The organism is Paraburkholderia sp. SARCC-3016 (assembly GCF_031119615.1).
Taxonomy (GTDB): Bacteria; Pseudomonadota; Gammaproteobacteria; order Burkholderiales; family Burkholderiaceae; genus Paraburkholderia.
In genome coordinates this window covers 333596-346223 of sequence record NZ_JAVHZD010000001.1, presented here as the reverse complement: position 1 = coordinate 346223, position 12628 = coordinate 333596, and the positions used below count along the sequence as shown (strand labels likewise).

14 protein-coding genes and 2 tRNA genes are annotated in these 12628 nt (G+C 61.5%); 9 read left to right on the top strand and 7 right to left on the bottom strand.

What is annotated here, in order from left to right; translation table 11 throughout:
* Positions 1 to 223: 223 nt before the first annotated feature.
* Both QYH69_RS01575 and QYH69_RS01570 read right to left on the bottom strand, forming a co-directional pair.
* On the bottom strand, positions 224 to 523 hold the full coding sequence (locus QYH69_RS01575; protein ID WP_308830162.1) for a hypothetical protein: 300 nt from the start codon (positions 521 to 523) through the stop codon (positions 224 to 226).
* A 420-nt stretch (positions 524 to 943) separates the two neighbouring features.
* Positions 944 to 1069 carry a hypothetical protein gene (locus QYH69_RS01570; RefSeq protein ID WP_308830344.1) on the bottom strand — a complete coding sequence of 42 codons (126 nt, stop codon included), beginning with the start codon at positions 1067 to 1069 and terminating at the stop codon, positions 944 to 946.
* Between the two features lie 717 nt (positions 1070 to 1786).
* Here QYH69_RS01570 and QYH69_RS01565 point away from each other — a divergent pair.
* The 4 genes from QYH69_RS01565 to trmB all read left to right on the top strand — a co-directional run bounded on the left by QYH69_RS01565 (position 1787) and on the right by trmB (position 4233).
* Entirely contained in the window at positions 1787 to 2107 is a 321-nt protein-coding gene (locus QYH69_RS01565; RefSeq protein WP_308830161.1) for an EthD family reductase, read from the top strand.
* 244 nt (positions 2108 to 2351) lie between these two features.
* A complete protein-coding gene (locus QYH69_RS01560) occupies positions 2352 to 2915 on the top strand; it encodes a YggT family protein (RefSeq protein ID WP_308830160.1) in 564 nt (187 codons plus the stop codon).
* A 113-nt stretch (positions 2916 to 3028) separates the two neighbouring features.
* A tRNA-Gly gene (locus QYH69_RS01555) sits at positions 3029 to 3103 on the top strand.
* Positions 3104 to 3375: 272 nt separating this feature from the next.
* Positions 3376 to 4233: a tRNA (guanosine(46)-N7)-methyltransferase TrmB gene (trmB, locus tag QYH69_RS01550; RefSeq protein WP_308830159.1), complete on the top strand. Its 858-nt coding sequence runs from the start codon at positions 3376 to 3378 to the stop codon at positions 4231 to 4233.
* 1 nt (position 4234) lies between these two features.
* Here trmB and QYH69_RS01545 read toward each other — a convergent pair whose 3' ends face one another.
* The 3 genes from QYH69_RS01545 to QYH69_RS01535 all read right to left on the bottom strand — a co-directional run bounded on the left by QYH69_RS01545 (position 4235) and on the right by QYH69_RS01535 (position 6089).
* Positions 4235 to 5071 (bottom strand): undecaprenyl-diphosphate phosphatase, encoded by an 837-nt coding sequence (locus QYH69_RS01545; protein ID WP_308830158.1) that lies wholly within the window; start codon positions 5069 to 5071, stop codon positions 4235 to 4237.
* A gap of 95 nt (positions 5072 to 5166) precedes the next feature.
* Positions 5167 to 5751, bottom strand: a complete 585-nt coding sequence (locus QYH69_RS01540; RefSeq protein WP_308830157.1) for a DUF1439 domain-containing protein — start codon at positions 5749 to 5751, stop codon at positions 5167 to 5169.
* Positions 5748 to 6089 (bottom strand): YkgJ family cysteine cluster protein, encoded by a 342-nt coding sequence (locus tag QYH69_RS01535; RefSeq protein ID WP_308830334.1) that lies wholly within the window; start codon positions 6087 to 6089, stop codon positions 5748 to 5750. Before QYH69_RS01535 ends, QYH69_RS01540 begins: the two co-directional genes overlap by 4 nt.
* Positions 6090 to 6278: 189 nt before the next feature.
* On the opposite strand from QYH69_RS01535, the gene hemN reads away from it, so the two are divergent.
* The 4 genes from hemN to QYH69_RS01515 all read left to right on the top strand — a co-directional run bounded on the left by hemN (position 6279) and on the right by QYH69_RS01515 (position 10181).
* Complete coding sequence (hemN, locus tag QYH69_RS01530; protein WP_308830156.1) at positions 6279 to 7691, top strand: oxygen-independent coproporphyrinogen III oxidase; 1413 nt, start codon at positions 6279 to 6281, stop codon at positions 7689 to 7691.
* 124 nt (positions 7692 to 7815) lie between these two features.
* Positions 7816 to 7900, top strand: a tRNA-Leu gene (locus tag QYH69_RS01525).
* A 207-nt stretch (positions 7901 to 8107) separates the two neighbouring features.
* Complete coding sequence (locus tag QYH69_RS01520; protein WP_308830155.1) at positions 8108 to 9331, top strand: integrase arm-type DNA-binding domain-containing protein; 1224 nt, start codon at positions 8108 to 8110, stop codon at positions 9329 to 9331.
* 82 nt (positions 9332 to 9413) lie between these two features.
* On the top strand, positions 9414 to 10181 hold the full coding sequence (locus QYH69_RS01515; RefSeq protein WP_308830154.1) for an Abi-alpha family protein: 768 nt from the start codon (positions 9414 to 9416) through the stop codon (positions 10179 to 10181).
* A gap of 121 nt (positions 10182 to 10302) precedes the next feature.
* On the opposite strand, the gene QYH69_RS01510 is transcribed toward QYH69_RS01515, so the two are convergent.
* Together QYH69_RS01510 and QYH69_RS01505 are read right to left on the bottom strand one after the other, a co-directional pair.
* The gene (locus QYH69_RS01510; RefSeq protein WP_308830153.1) at positions 10303 to 10515 is read right to left on the bottom strand and encodes an AlpA family phage regulatory protein; all 213 of its coding nucleotides are present in this window, start codon (positions 10513 to 10515) and stop codon (positions 10303 to 10305) included.
* Position 10516: 1 nt separating this feature from the next.
* The gene (locus QYH69_RS01505) at positions 10517 to 11422 is read right to left on the bottom strand and encodes an integrase domain-containing protein (RefSeq protein WP_308830152.1); all 906 of its coding nucleotides are present in this window, start codon (positions 11420 to 11422) and stop codon (positions 10517 to 10519) included.
* Between the two features lie 765 nt (positions 11423 to 12187).
* On the opposite strand from QYH69_RS01505, the gene QYH69_RS01500 reads away from it, so the two are divergent.
* On the top strand, positions 12188 to 12622 hold the full coding sequence (locus QYH69_RS01500) for a hypothetical protein (RefSeq protein WP_308830151.1): 435 nt from the start codon (positions 12188 to 12190) through the stop codon (positions 12620 to 12622).
* The last annotated feature ends 6 nt before the right edge of the window (positions 12623 to 12628 follow it).

The window sequence follows — 12628 nt, the reverse complement described above, 5'->3', positions numbered from 1 at the left end:
AAACTCCGGAGCATGGGAAAGCGCCTATTTTCCCAGCTTCCGCGCACAAAAAACAAACGGCGCAACCGGGTGGTCAACCCGCGTTGCGCCGTTTTCGCTTGCTGCTTTGCGCTTGCTGCGCTGCGTTAAGGCCTGCTATTGGACAAAACGCTCCTGGTTTTCACCAGGCTAGCAGCGAGGCCGCTCGCTTCAATCTCATTGCCGGGCTTCAATCAATGCCGGATCAACGGCGGTAGTAACCGTGGCCATAGTAGCCGTGCCGCCAGTACGGGCCGCCGCGGTAGTAGCCGCGATAACCGCCGTAGTAGCCGCCGACCACGACGGGCGGCGCATAGACGACCGGCGGGGGCGCATACACAACGGGCGGCGGCGGATAGTAGGCCGGCGCCGGTGCAGCATAGACCGGGTAAGCAGGCGCCACCGGCACGCCGATGCCGATACCGACAGAAACGTGCGCCTCGGCTGCGGTGGTCAGGCCTACTCCAAGTGCAGCGGCGACAACGAACGGGACGATCTTCTTCATTTGTTTTCTCCAGAGCGGCACATCATGCCCGTGTGCCGCAAAACGACATCCTTGATACCTAATCTAACGAAAAAGGCCCCAAGCCGTCGTATGCATTTGTTGCAAATTGCAATTGATACCGGCGCGGTGTTTCATGTAGCGCGCCCTACATGCGTTCGAAATCGGCGCCGGTCTTCGAAAATCAAGGGGTTGCGTGCGTCACTCAGCGAACCCGGCCGTCTTTACCGGCCTGCAAACGAAGCGGCGCCGCGCGCCGGTAATCTTTGATTACAAATTCGCTGCAGGCTTCACGACCGACTCGCGCGGCGTATGAGGAGACGATCCGGCGCCGGAATAAAAATGCCCGGCGCGAGCCGGGCATGGGTATGGTCCAGATACTGCGGTGCCGCAAAGCGCGACGCGAGTCGCCACGTTTTGCGATCAGCCGACTTTCACATAGGTGAATTCGCGCGTGACGCTCGGCGGCACATACGCGCCACTGATCTTGACACGAGGCGTCAGCCGCTTTCTCTGATCCCACCAGCGACGGCGCTGGGAATGGGTCAAGAACCGCAAGTGCTTTCGGTAAGAAAAGATGCTCATCGCGACCTCCGGAATCTGACTGCAAACCAGGGAAAAGCCAACGGACTGCCGTTCATTGCCGGTGCACGTGAAGCAGTTTTCGCGCCTGCATCTTTCGCGCCACCATTTCTTCCTGCAATCGTCTTTTTAACCGGGCCGATGCGAGGCTTCGGTACGTCAGCGTACACAGCGCGTCGCACGCCCGGCTTGTCCTGCGCTCGCGATCTGACGTTGCGAGCGTCGCCGCACTGCTCTACTGTTGCAATTCATCAGCTTTGATGCGCACTTTCCGTCGGAATCGGCGCATTTAACGGGGCATTTGAATCACTTTACCTGTTTGGCGGCAAACCGGCAGATACCACCGGAAATGCCTGATGGATAGGCAAAAAGCGCATCGACGGGCGCTGCGCCTCGCCCGCGCCCGTGGCGGCATCGACGTTCGTTCGACGCATCGGCCGCTCGTGGCGGAAAAGCAACTAGGATGTTCAATGCGCTCTGCGACGACATTGGCCGGCCGGAAAATGAGAGATCGCCAAACCACGTGACACGCACAGCACGCAATGCGGCAGATCGTGTCTGGGAGATGTGCCGGGCGGGGCGCCGCACAATGCAGGCGTTCAGTAAGCCGTGATAATGTGACGACCGGCATGCGGCGCCATCCGCCGCACGCGGGGCCGGAACCAACCGACGAGAGAACACACAATGATCAACGTCTATCTGTTCTACGCGTATCGGCCAGACGGCCGTTTCGATATGGATTATTACTGCGGCTCGCACATGCCGCTCGCCGAGAAGCTGTTTGGCGCGGCACTGAAAGGATGGTCGGTCGACGCCGGCGTCACCGGGGGCCAGCCCGGATCGGCGCCACCGTATTTCGCGGTCGGCCATTTCCTGTTCGACACGGCCGAAGCGTTCTATCAGGCGTTCACGCCAGTCGCCGACCAACTGCTGGGCGACGTGCCGAATTACTACGACGGCGGCCCTCCGCAGGTCATGATCAGCGAGGTCAAGGTTTCGAAGTGACCGCGCAGTGACGGCCGTACGGGGCGCACGGCGCGGCACGCCGTGCGCTGCTTGCTGTCTGCCGTTTTGTGCTGCCGTTTTTCGTCGTACTTAAGTCGGAGGCCAAGCGGTCTTAGGAAGACAAAACATTCTACCAACTCCTTGGCTCACAGAACGACATGGCTACGATCCGACTTAACCCGTATTCGGGACTGGCGCCGAGTCCGCGCTGTGCCGGACGCATACTGAAGGAAAGGACAACAAGATGTTCGGCGATATCGCCCGTTTTCTGCTCAATACGATCTTCACGCTTTTCGGCGCGGCATTGCTGCTGCGCGCATGGCTGCTATTCGTCCGGATGCAGCCGTATAACCCGGTGTCGAGCGCGGTGTTTCAGGTCACGAACTGGCTCGTGCTGCCGCTGCGCAAAATCTTGCCGAATGCGCGCCTGATCGATTGGGCAAGCATTGTTGCCACGCTGATCACGGCGCTTGTCTATGTCGTGCTGATGGTGGTGATCGTCGGGGTGGATCCGATTGCGTTGATGCCGTCGCTGCTGATCGTCGCGCTGCTCACCGTCGTCAAATGGGCGCTCAACCTGCTGATCTGGCTGACCATCCTGATGGCGCTGCTGTCGTGGCTGAACCCGCGCTCGCCGGCAATGCCGATTCTCTATCAGCTGACCGCGCCATTTCTCGACCCGCTGCGCAAGATCATCCCACGTCTCGGCGGCATCGATCTGTCGCCGATCCTGCTGTTCGTGATCGTGCAGGTGTTGCTGATGGTGGTGACGCGCGCCGCGGTGTCGCTGACATTGTTCGGGATCTGATCGACGGTCGGGTTGGGTCGGCCGCCGCAGGTTTTACACGCAACGCGTGGCGGCCGCGCAGCTTGCTTGCGGTTTGCGTAAATCACTCGAATCCGCGTAAAATGGCGCGCTCCGCGGGCGTCGTATAATGGCTATTACCCTAGCTTCCCAAGCTAGAGACGTGGGTTCGATTCCCATCGCCCGCTCCACTGCCGCGTTCGTGGCGTGGCACAAAGCGCCGTCGCCTGGTTTCGCGGACTGGTTCCGCTGCTTGATTCCGCTGCTTGATTCTGCTGCTTGATTCCGCTCAGTCAGCCGTGCAGTCCTCGCAAGTAGCCAATCGGCCCATCATGGCCCAAAGCGGCGGTCCAGTACTGCAATCCGCAGCGGCAAACCGGCAAAACCCACGGCGCGACCGATGCCGATCCCAATACCAATTCAAGACTAAAGCTGCGCGCCGATCGCCTCGCACCCACTGACAATGATCCACGACCCGAACGAAGCCGGCTTGCCGCACGATCCTTCTGCCCCTTCCGCGCGTCCGTCCGGGAATGACGCGAACGACAGCCGCTTCAACGAAGCTGGGCAAGGCACTGCTGGCGCGCCCGCAGGCGCGAACGCAGCGGCCAACGAACGGCACGCGGCGTCATCCGAAGCCGTGCATATGCGCCGCATCCGCAGCTTCGTCACGCGCGCGGGCCGCGTATCCACGGGCCAGCGCCGCGCGCTCGACGAACTCGGCCCGCGCTTCGTGCTGCCCTACGCGGAACAGCAGCCCGACTGGGACGCCGTATTCGCCCGTCACGCGCCGCGCGTGCTCGAAATCGGCTTCGGCATGGGAGCGACGACGGCCGAAATCGCGGCGCGCCGTCCACAAGACGATTTTCTCGGCGTCGAAGTGCATGAGCCCGGCGTCGGCGCGCTGCTGAAGCTGATCGACGAACAGAACCTGTCGAACATTCGCATCGTTCAGCACGACGCGGTCGAAGTGCTCGAACAGATGATCGCGCCCGCGAGCCTCGATGGCGTGCACATCTTCTTTCCCGACCCGTGGCACAAGGCGCGTCACCACAAGCGCCGACTGATCCAGCCGAAGTTTGTCGCGCTGCTCGTGTCGCGTCTGAAACCGGGCGCGTATCTGCACTGCGCGACCGACTGGCAGAACTACGCCGAGCAGATGCTCGAAGTACTCGGCGCAGAGGCAGCGCTCGAAAACACGGCGGAGGCCTACGCGCCGCGTCCCGACTATCGCCCGGTCACGAAGTTCGAACGCCGCGGCCTGCGGCTCGGGCACGGCGTGTGGGATCTGATCTTCAGGCGCCGCGCGGCGGCAAGCTGAATCAGTCAGCCCAGCTCAACCCGCCGCTGTATCCGACCACGAGCACCAGCAGCCCGAAGCCGATCCGGTACCACGCGAACGCCGTGAAGTCGTGCGACGCGACATAGCGCAACAGCCAGCGCACGCAGCCGAACGCACTGACGAACGCCGCGACGAAGCCGACCGCGAACATCCCCAGCGCATCGGCTGACAGTGCGTGCCAATCCTTGTAGACCTCGTAGAAGGTCGCGCCGAACATGATCGGAATCGCAAGGAAGAACGAGAATTCGGTCGCGACGCGCCGGTCGAGCCCGAACAGCATGCCGCCGATAATCGTCGAACCCGAACGCGACATGCCCGGAATCAGCGCGAAGCATTGCGCGAGGCCGACTTTCAGCGCATCGAGCGGGCGCAGGTCGTCGATCGAATGAATGAGCGTCTGCACGCCATTGCCGTTGCGCTGGCGCGATTCGACCCAAAGAATAATGACGCCGCCGATCGCCAGCGCGAGCGCAACGGGCACCGGCGCGAACAGCACCGCCTTGATGGTCTTTTCGAACAGCAGCCCGAGCACGATGGCGGGAATCGTCGCGATGATCACGTTCAATACGAAGCGCCGTGCGTCGGCGCGCACCGGCAGGCCCACCACGACATTGAAAATGCGCTGCCGGAATTCCCAGCACACGGCGAGAATCGCGCCCAACTGAATCACGACGTCGAAGGTTTTCGCCTGCGGCGCGTTGAATTTGAGCAGATGCCCCGCGATGATGAGGTGCCCGGTGCTCGACACCGGCAAAAACTCCGTCAAGCCTTCGACGACGCCGAGAATCAGCGCCTTGCAGGTGAGTATCCAGTCCATCGGCGACCTTTATTGCGGTTAATTTCCGTTGAGCGCGTCGGGTCGCCTGAGCACTGGCACATGCGGCAGATGCGGCCCGTCCGGCCGCGAGTGCGTCACCTTTCGATGATCTGCACGCGTATGCCGTTTGTAAGGACCGTGATTGTACCGGGTTCGTACGAAACACCGGCGAATTGCAACTGCTCGGGCTTGAAGGTGTAGACCGGATAGTTGGCGAGCAGCTGTGTCGCGAGCAACCCGGCTGCCGCGCTGATCTGCTGCGCGTAGGCCTGCGCGTCGCCGCTCACCGCGACGTTGTCGACATTCGGCTGCCTCAGCACGACCGAACGGCTGGCGGCGTCGTACTCGAGCGCGCTCGACAGCGTGAACACGCCGTCCACCGGTTGCGCGAGAAACGGGCTCGCGAATCGCGCATCGAGCCGCACCGAGACGCGATTGGTGTCCGGCAGAAGGCCCACCACGGGGTTGCTCAGCGCGACGTCGAACACCTGCGAAACAGTCCGTTGGTACGGAAATTTGCGCTGCACCGCGTCCTGCACCTGCTGTTGCGAGAACGTGTAGTGATCCGGAATGAACGGAAAAATCGATGCCGCGCACGCGGACAGCGACAGCACGGCGGCTCCGGTCGCAGCCGACGCGAGCAGGAAGCGGCGCCTGGCCGGCGCAGCGGGTCGAGTCATTGTTGTTCTCCTCGTGTGGTCGCGGCCGATGCCGCGGTCGCGATGAATGGCTGCGTATCGTGCTCGAGCCGCGTGAGCCAGACGAGCGCCTCGGCACGCGACGCACCGCACATCTCCGCCTGCGGCTGCAAACCCGAACAACAGGCCGGCCGCTCGGGCTTGCCGAAAATCGCGCAACGCAGATCGTCGCCGAGCTGCGCACAGCGCACACCGGCCGGCTTGCCATCGGGCATGCCCGGTATCGGGCTTGAAATGGATGGCGCAATACAGCACGCGCCGCAGCCGGCGCGGCACGCGTGATCGGCAACATCGGCTGCTTCCAGAGAAACATCGAGCATCACTGCATTTTCCTGATACGTCATGACCTGATGCGGGCGCTTGCGGTCGACCGCGGCACACGCCCGACCCCGCATTGTGCCATTGCGCCGCATGCGACCTTTTCACGCAATGTCGAAGCGCGCCGCAACCTTACACTGAGTCGATCAAGAACGATGCGCCCCGTTCACAAGGCGCCCCGGACCCCGACGATGCACACTGCAGACACTCTGTTCCGCCCGGATCTGCTGGCTCGCTACAGCACGAGCGGCCCACGGTATACGTCCTACCCCACCGCGCTGCAGTTCCGCGAAGACTTCGACCAGGCGGACTATCTGCGCGCGGCCGCCGATCCCGGTGCCGGGCACACGGATCTGTCGCTGTACTTCCACATTCCGTTTTGCGACACCGTCTGCTTCTACTGCGGCTGCAACAAGGTCGTGACGAAAAATCGTGCGCGTGCGCGACCGTATCTCGACCGGTTGAAGCGCGAACTCGCGCTGCAGGCCGCGTGCTTCGACACGTCGCGCGCAGTGTCGCAACTGCACTGGGGCGGCGGCACGCCGACCTTTCTGTCCGACGACGAAATGGCCGAACTGATGGCTGCGACGCGCGAGCATTTCCGCCTGCGTCCCGAGCCGGACACGGAAATCTCGATCGAAGTCGACCCGCGCGAAGCATCGCCGCAAACGATCGCACACTTGCGCCCGCTCGGCTTCAACCGGCTGAGCCTTGGCGTGCAGGATTTCGACCCGGTCGTGCAGCGCGCGATCAATCGCATCCAGCCGCTCGAACTGACGCAGTCCGTGATGGACGCGGCGCGCGCCAGCGGCTTTCACTCGATCAGCGTCGACCTGATTTACGGCTTGCCGCATCAAAGCGTCGCGAGCTTCGAGCGCACGCTCGACACGATCATCGCGCTCGCGCCGGACCGGCTATCGGTGTTCGGTTACGCACACATGCCGCAGCGCTTCAAGATGCAGCGGCAGATGGACCCGGCGACGCTGCCGTCGCCCGAGCAACGTGTCGCGCTGTTGCAGCGCGTCGTGCAGCGCCTGACCGAGGCCGGTTATGTGTATATCGGCATGGACCACTTCGCGCTGCCGACCGACGAACTCGCGCGCGCGCAAGCGCAGCGCACGCTGCATCGCAATTTCCAGGGCTACAGCACGCGGGCCGCGTGCGATCTGATCGGCTTCGGCGCATCGTCGATCGGCAAGGTCGGCGACGTGTACGCACAGAACGCGACCGACCTGCCCGCCTACGCGGCGGCAATCGACGCGGGCCGCCTTGCGATCCGGCGCGGCGTGCGCCTTACCGCCGACGACCGGCTGCGCCGCGACATCATCGTCGAACTGATGTGCAACCTCGAACTGCGCTTCGACGAATTCGAAGCGGCGTATGGCATCCGCTTTGCCGATGCGTTTGCGCCGGAGCTCGAGCGGCTGCGTGCATTCGAGGACGACGGGCTCGTGTCCGTGGTATCGGCAGGCGGCGGCAAGCTCGAAGTGAACGTGGCCGGACGGATGCTTGTGCGCAACATTGCGATGGTGTTCGACCGGTATCTCGAGCACGACGCCAACCATGCCGGGAATGCGTTGCGGCAGTTTTCGCGGACCGTTTGACACGGCGTCTCCGGGCGGACGCCCAGCTTGCCCGCCGTCGCGCTTTCAGCGATAATCACCGACTTCACTGCGCGCGGTTTCGTCTGCTTCGTCTATTCGAAACGTTCTTTGCGCCGCACGGCCTGCCCAGGTGGTGAAACAGGTAGACGCAGGGGACTCAAAATCCCCCGCCGCAAGGCGTGCCGGTTCGAGTCCGGCCCTGGGCACCAAATAGTCGCCCAGCGACAACCATCGATAGCAACAGAACCCCGTCAAGCCTAGCTTCACGGGGTTTTTTGTTGCAAACTTTGCCCATCGATTCCAAGCACCAACAACCCCCAAGCGTGGGGCTTTTCGGGGGTTGCACCGTCTAAAGCTGATCGGTGGCCCCAAAGAACCCCCAACGACGACAGTCCGGCAGCCCAACAGGAGCAGAAATGCCTCTGACCGAGATCGCTGTTCGCAACGCCAAGCCCGCCACGAAACAGCAGAAGCTGTTCGATAGCGGCGGCTTGTTTTTGCTCATCACACCGGCTGGCGGGAAACGCTGGGTGCTCAAGTACCGCTATAACGGAAAAGAGAAAAGCCTTGCGCTCGGCATGTACCCGGCAGTATCGATCGCAGAGGCGCGCAAGCGGCGCGACGTGGCACGTGAAAAGCTGGCGGCCGGTATCGATCCAGGTGAGGCGAAGAAAGCCGACAAGCGTGCAGCGAGGCTGGCCGCTGCCAACTCATTTGAATCAGTTGCTCTGGCGTGGATGGACGAGCGGCGGCCGTATGTCGAGCAAGCGCAGTATGATAAAACGCTGGCGCGATTCAACAATGATGCATTCCCATGGCTCGGCAAGCGTCCCGTCTCCGAAATCGAGGCCCCGGAAATCCTGGATGTGCTGAAGCGCGTAGATGGCCGCGGCGCCCGTTTTACAGCTCACCGTCTGCGCGGCGAGATTAGCCGCGTGTTTCGCTACGGGATCAAGGAGGGCTTCTGCAAGTCCGATCCTGCGCGCGACCTGGTCGGCGCAATTCCGCCAGCCCAGACGACGCACTTTGCTTCGATCACAGAGCCGGCGAAGGTCGGTGAAATGCTGCGCGCGTTTGACGCGTTTAACGGTACCTTCCCCGTGCAGTGTGCGCTCAAGCTGGCGCCGATGCTGTTCGTGAGGCCGGGGGAGCTACGAAAAGCCGAGTGGACGCAATTCGACCTCGACAAAGGCGAGTGGCGCTATCGGGTCACCAAGACGACGACTGATCATCTTGTTCCGCTCGCCAAGCAGGCGATCGCCATCCTGCGCAAGTTGCACGCGCTGACGGGAGCGGGCCGCTATGTTTTCCCTGGCGCGCGCGATCGCAATAGACCGATGAGCGAAGCAACGATCAACGCAGCACTACGAAGGCTTGGCTATGACACTCGAACAGAGATTACTGGACACGGATTTCGGGCGATGGCGCGCACGATCCTCCACGAGGAACTCGAGCAAAAGCCTGAAGTCATCGAGCATCAGCTTGCACACGCAGTTCCCGACAACTTGGGCGGCGCCTACAACCGCACAAAGTTCATTAAAGAACGCCGCGCGATGATGCAGCGATGGGCAGACTACCTTGATGGACTAAAGGCCGGGGCGCAGATAATTTGTCTGCATCAGTCGGCCGGGACTGCGTAGGCGTCGTCGCCATCGATCTCTGCCGTGACGCTGACCGAATCGCCTACAATCATCGGCGTTAGAACAACACATGGGATATGCCATGGGTGCAGAAGATCTCGATCCGCTAGGCGCAAAAGCGCTTTCCGAAACCGCGAAGATAATTGTCGAAAAGACGACGGTTGGGATCGGCGCGTTTCTCGGCAAAGTCTGCATGCCTGCCGCCGAAGAATTCGGCCTGCTGCTTCAAGACAAGGTAAAGAGTTGGCGCGCCGCAAATGCCGCTGCCGTCGTTGAAAAAGCCCGAATAATCTTGGAGCAAAGCAGGGGGCTGAACGACATCCATGTGCACCCGCGCTTAGCGGGCAAGATCATCGACAAAAGCTCATGGGTTAACGAGGGAAATCTGCAGGACATGTGGGCAGGGATCTTTGCAAGTTCATGCACGCCTAGCGGCACGGAAGACAGTAATCTGATCTTCATCACGTTACTCGATCAATTGACGGCAGGTGAGGCGAGGCTTATCGAATTCCTCTGCAAAAATGCCCGGGTACACTCGTCGGAGCACCGGCTCGTGCTAGCCGAAACGCAAACCTATGTGTCGCTCGATGGGTTACGCAATGCCACCGGCATCGACAGCGCGAGCGAACTTGACATTGCCATTGATCACCTTCGTGAGGTCGGCCTTCTCCATATGTCGAGCGGGTTTAACCTCAACAGTAGTCCGGCCCCCGTTGCGACGTTGATTCCCAGTGCCCTGTGTTTGAATTTGTTCGCCAGAACACAGGGGTTCACGGGCGACCCATACGACTTCTACGAGAAGGGAGGGCCCGTAGGTGGCGCGTTCACGCCAGCTGGTACGGAAACATGACCGCGATCCGAATCGGAACGCACTGGGACGTCTTGACTTGGTAGGGCGGATTTGATTAGCAAAGCTCCTCCGACAACGGTATTTCCAGTTGCAACTGGAGTCTATCGTGCGTTAATTCGCGTCACGGCTCTCGATACATCAGCGGATCTGCCAGCCAGCGATGCACCTCTTCGTTTTTCCAGACGGTGCACCGCTGCGTCAACTGAATCGGCCGCGGCGCACGACCTTCCAAACAGCGCTTGCGCCAAGTCTCTCTAGACACGCCCACAAACGGCTCGATCTGAGCCCACCGCGAGAGGCCCACCTGCGGCAGAGAATCGGTGTGCTTGTGCATGTCACGCCTCACCGGCGGCAAGCGTTTCGCGACCATATACCTGCTCGACCCATTTCCCGCGCCCGTCGCCGTGCCCAAGCCATGTCGACACGCCTGCGGCCGCCTCCCGCCTCGTCACACCAGCGGCTTTCATTCGCTGCAGATGCTCGGTCGCGTATGCGTATCGCAAACTGTGTGGCGCCCGTTCTGCCACCATGCCGGCTGACCGCACGACGTAGTGGTAACGGCACATGGCGCTCTTGAGATCAAGCTTGCGCACAAGCTTCCCTCGCTGGCCCCTGCTCGCCTCAATCGCCCTCGACACCGTGTCAGCGGCGCGCTGACGATCCAGAGGCGGACAGCGTCGTGTTTTCCCGCCCTTGGTACCGTGAATCACGGTCACGAATCCGTCGCTAACCGGATTCGTGAGAGCCCACAACCAGTCGGCCAGCGAATCAACAGAGCGGACGGCCTCCTCCGCGCGCAAGCCGAACTCCAGTTCCAGCTCGAGCACAAGAGCTACGCCCGGGTCGATGCGACGCACCGCGGCTAGGTATTGCTCGAAGACCCCGCGCGCCATTGGCCGCTTGGTGCCGGCGCGGCTGGCGCCAGAAATGCCTAGTTGCGCATTGCTGAGCCAGTCAGCAAACGGACGACGCTTGATTCCCTCGAGCGCAGTCCGAATGTGCGCCACATTGTTGGCGATCGTGCGCTTCGTGCGGCCGCGCGCTGCCATATCAGCTGCCCACGCTTTGACGTGCTTCGCTTTAATGTGCCCCGTTGTGTGTATCTGAAAGCCAGACTCCCACAGGAACCGTGCAAAACGCCCGAGCGATTTCTCGCGCCCTGTGAAGGTGAGATTGGCCTGTTTCCCACGCGAACGACGCGCGGCACGGCACAGGTCGGCCGTAAGTGACTTATGAGACATGTGCACCCCGCAATCCAGTGTTGAGGCTCGACCCCAGTCGCCTCCCCTGACCGTTGGAACGGAGCCCCGCATTGAGCGCGGCCGGGAGACAACAAACGGGGGCATGAGCCTCGGGCTGGTGAGTTCGAGAGCGTTCTGCGCCAGCGTGCTGACGCAGCCCTAAGCACACCAGCCCATCAAGGCCGGTCTGCCGCGGGTGGACGCTTCTCCCCGTTTGTTCCGTGTTTTGGCTGTTCGACCGATCAGGGGGCGCCACTGCCCTGACCGCGAGAATTGATAGGTGCCGGACGAGCCGACACGACATTGCAGACACCGCGACCGAGCGCGCCGCCGCTCGTCACAGGGACGAAAGCGACGGACGCAACGGGGCGCGGCGTTGGCGCTGGGGAGCGCACGTCACGGATTGATGCCGAATGAACGGCGAACGGGATTGCACAGCACGCCTTTCGCAGAGCGCAAAAGACGAATTCATTGCCTCGTCTGACGACGGAGCTTTTGCATGGCCCATCAGAAATCGATGGACGCAATTTGGGCGTAGGCCCTGCAAATTCATCACGGCTTTCGGTTACCGAATGCCGCGCCCGCAAAGCGGGCTTACTAAATGGCTGGAGATGTCCCAGCTAACGTGTCGATGCCTGAACCTAGGCGAGGTGGTACGTGCGCAGAATAGTCTGAAGATCGATGCGTGCGCAAGCATTTTTCTCTCTGAATCGCGTCCGACCAATTCGAGGCCCGCCACCGATAGTCGCAGTCCCAGAGTGACGCATGCGATCTTTAGTAACGGCTATCACTTTGCGTCCGCTTTCGCAAAGTGATGCTTCCTACTCGGCATGCGAGGCGGGGATGTTAGGATTTCGCGACACCCGCATTCGCGGCGCGTACTCTTCCCCATCGACCGCCCATGCTCGTATGCAAATAACATGGATCGACCTCTTAGCTTTGGCGGCCATCCTCTGGCTCGCATTTCGACAGACCCGCCTTAAGAATCTCGAGGCGCAAGTACGTTGGCTCGAAATTCAATGCAACACGCACGAGATGAACATCAAGAAGCTGCACTTCTTTCGCGACATCGAGGCACATGCACTGAAAGACGATCTGACTGCCGAAGAACGGCGAGCGCTACAGAGCGACCTGGACGATAAGCTTCGCGAGCTTTCAGATCGCAATAAGGCATTGATGAAACAGACCACCAACGAATGATCCACT

What these genes read in the sequence shown, in the direction of transcription:
- QYH69_RS01575 (WP_308830162.1), bottom strand. Translation starts at nt 523, where the DNA reads ATGAAGAAGATCGTCCCGTTCGTTGTCGCCGCTGCACTTGGAGTAGGC.
- QYH69_RS01565 (WP_308830161.1), top strand. Translation starts at nt 1,787, where the DNA reads ATGATCAACGTCTATCTGTTCTACGCGTATCGGCCAGACGGCCGTTTC.
- QYH69_RS01560 (WP_308830160.1), top strand. Translation starts at nt 2,352, where the DNA reads ATGTTCGGCGATATCGCCCGTTTTCTGCTCAATACGATCTTCACGCTT.
- trmB (WP_308830159.1), top strand. Translation starts at nt 3,376, where the DNA reads ATGATCCACGACCCGAACGAAGCCGGCTTGCCGCACGATCCTTCTGCC.
- QYH69_RS01545 (WP_308830158.1), bottom strand. Translation starts at nt 5,071, where the DNA reads ATGGACTGGATACTCACCTGCAAGGCGCTGATTCTCGGCGTCGTCGAA.
- QYH69_RS01540 (WP_308830157.1), bottom strand. Translation starts at nt 5,751, where the DNA reads ATGACTCGACCCGCTGCGCCGGCCAGGCGCCGCTTCCTGCTCGCGTCG.
- QYH69_RS01535 (WP_308830334.1), bottom strand. Translation starts at nt 6,089, where the DNA reads ATGCTCGATGTTTCTCTGGAAGCAGCCGATGTTGCCGATCACGCGTGC.
- hemN (WP_308830156.1), top strand. Translation starts at nt 6,279, where the DNA reads ATGCACACTGCAGACACTCTGTTCCGCCCGGATCTGCTGGCTCGCTAC.
- QYH69_RS01520 (WP_308830155.1), top strand. Translation starts at nt 8,108, where the DNA reads ATGCCTCTGACCGAGATCGCTGTTCGCAACGCCAAGCCCGCCACGAAA.
- QYH69_RS01515 (WP_308830154.1), top strand. Translation starts at nt 9,414, where the DNA reads ATGGGTGCAGAAGATCTCGATCCGCTAGGCGCAAAAGCGCTTTCCGAA.
- QYH69_RS01510 (WP_308830153.1), bottom strand. Translation starts at nt 10,515, where the DNA reads ATGCACAAGCACACCGATTCTCTGCCGCAGGTGGGCCTCTCGCGGTGG.
- QYH69_RS01505 (WP_308830152.1), bottom strand. Translation starts at nt 11,422, where the DNA reads ATGTCTCATAAGTCACTTACGGCCGACCTGTGCCGTGCCGCGCGTCGT.
- QYH69_RS01500 (WP_308830151.1), top strand. Translation starts at nt 12,188, where the DNA reads ATGCGATCTTTAGTAACGGCTATCACTTTGCGTCCGCTTTCGCAAAGT.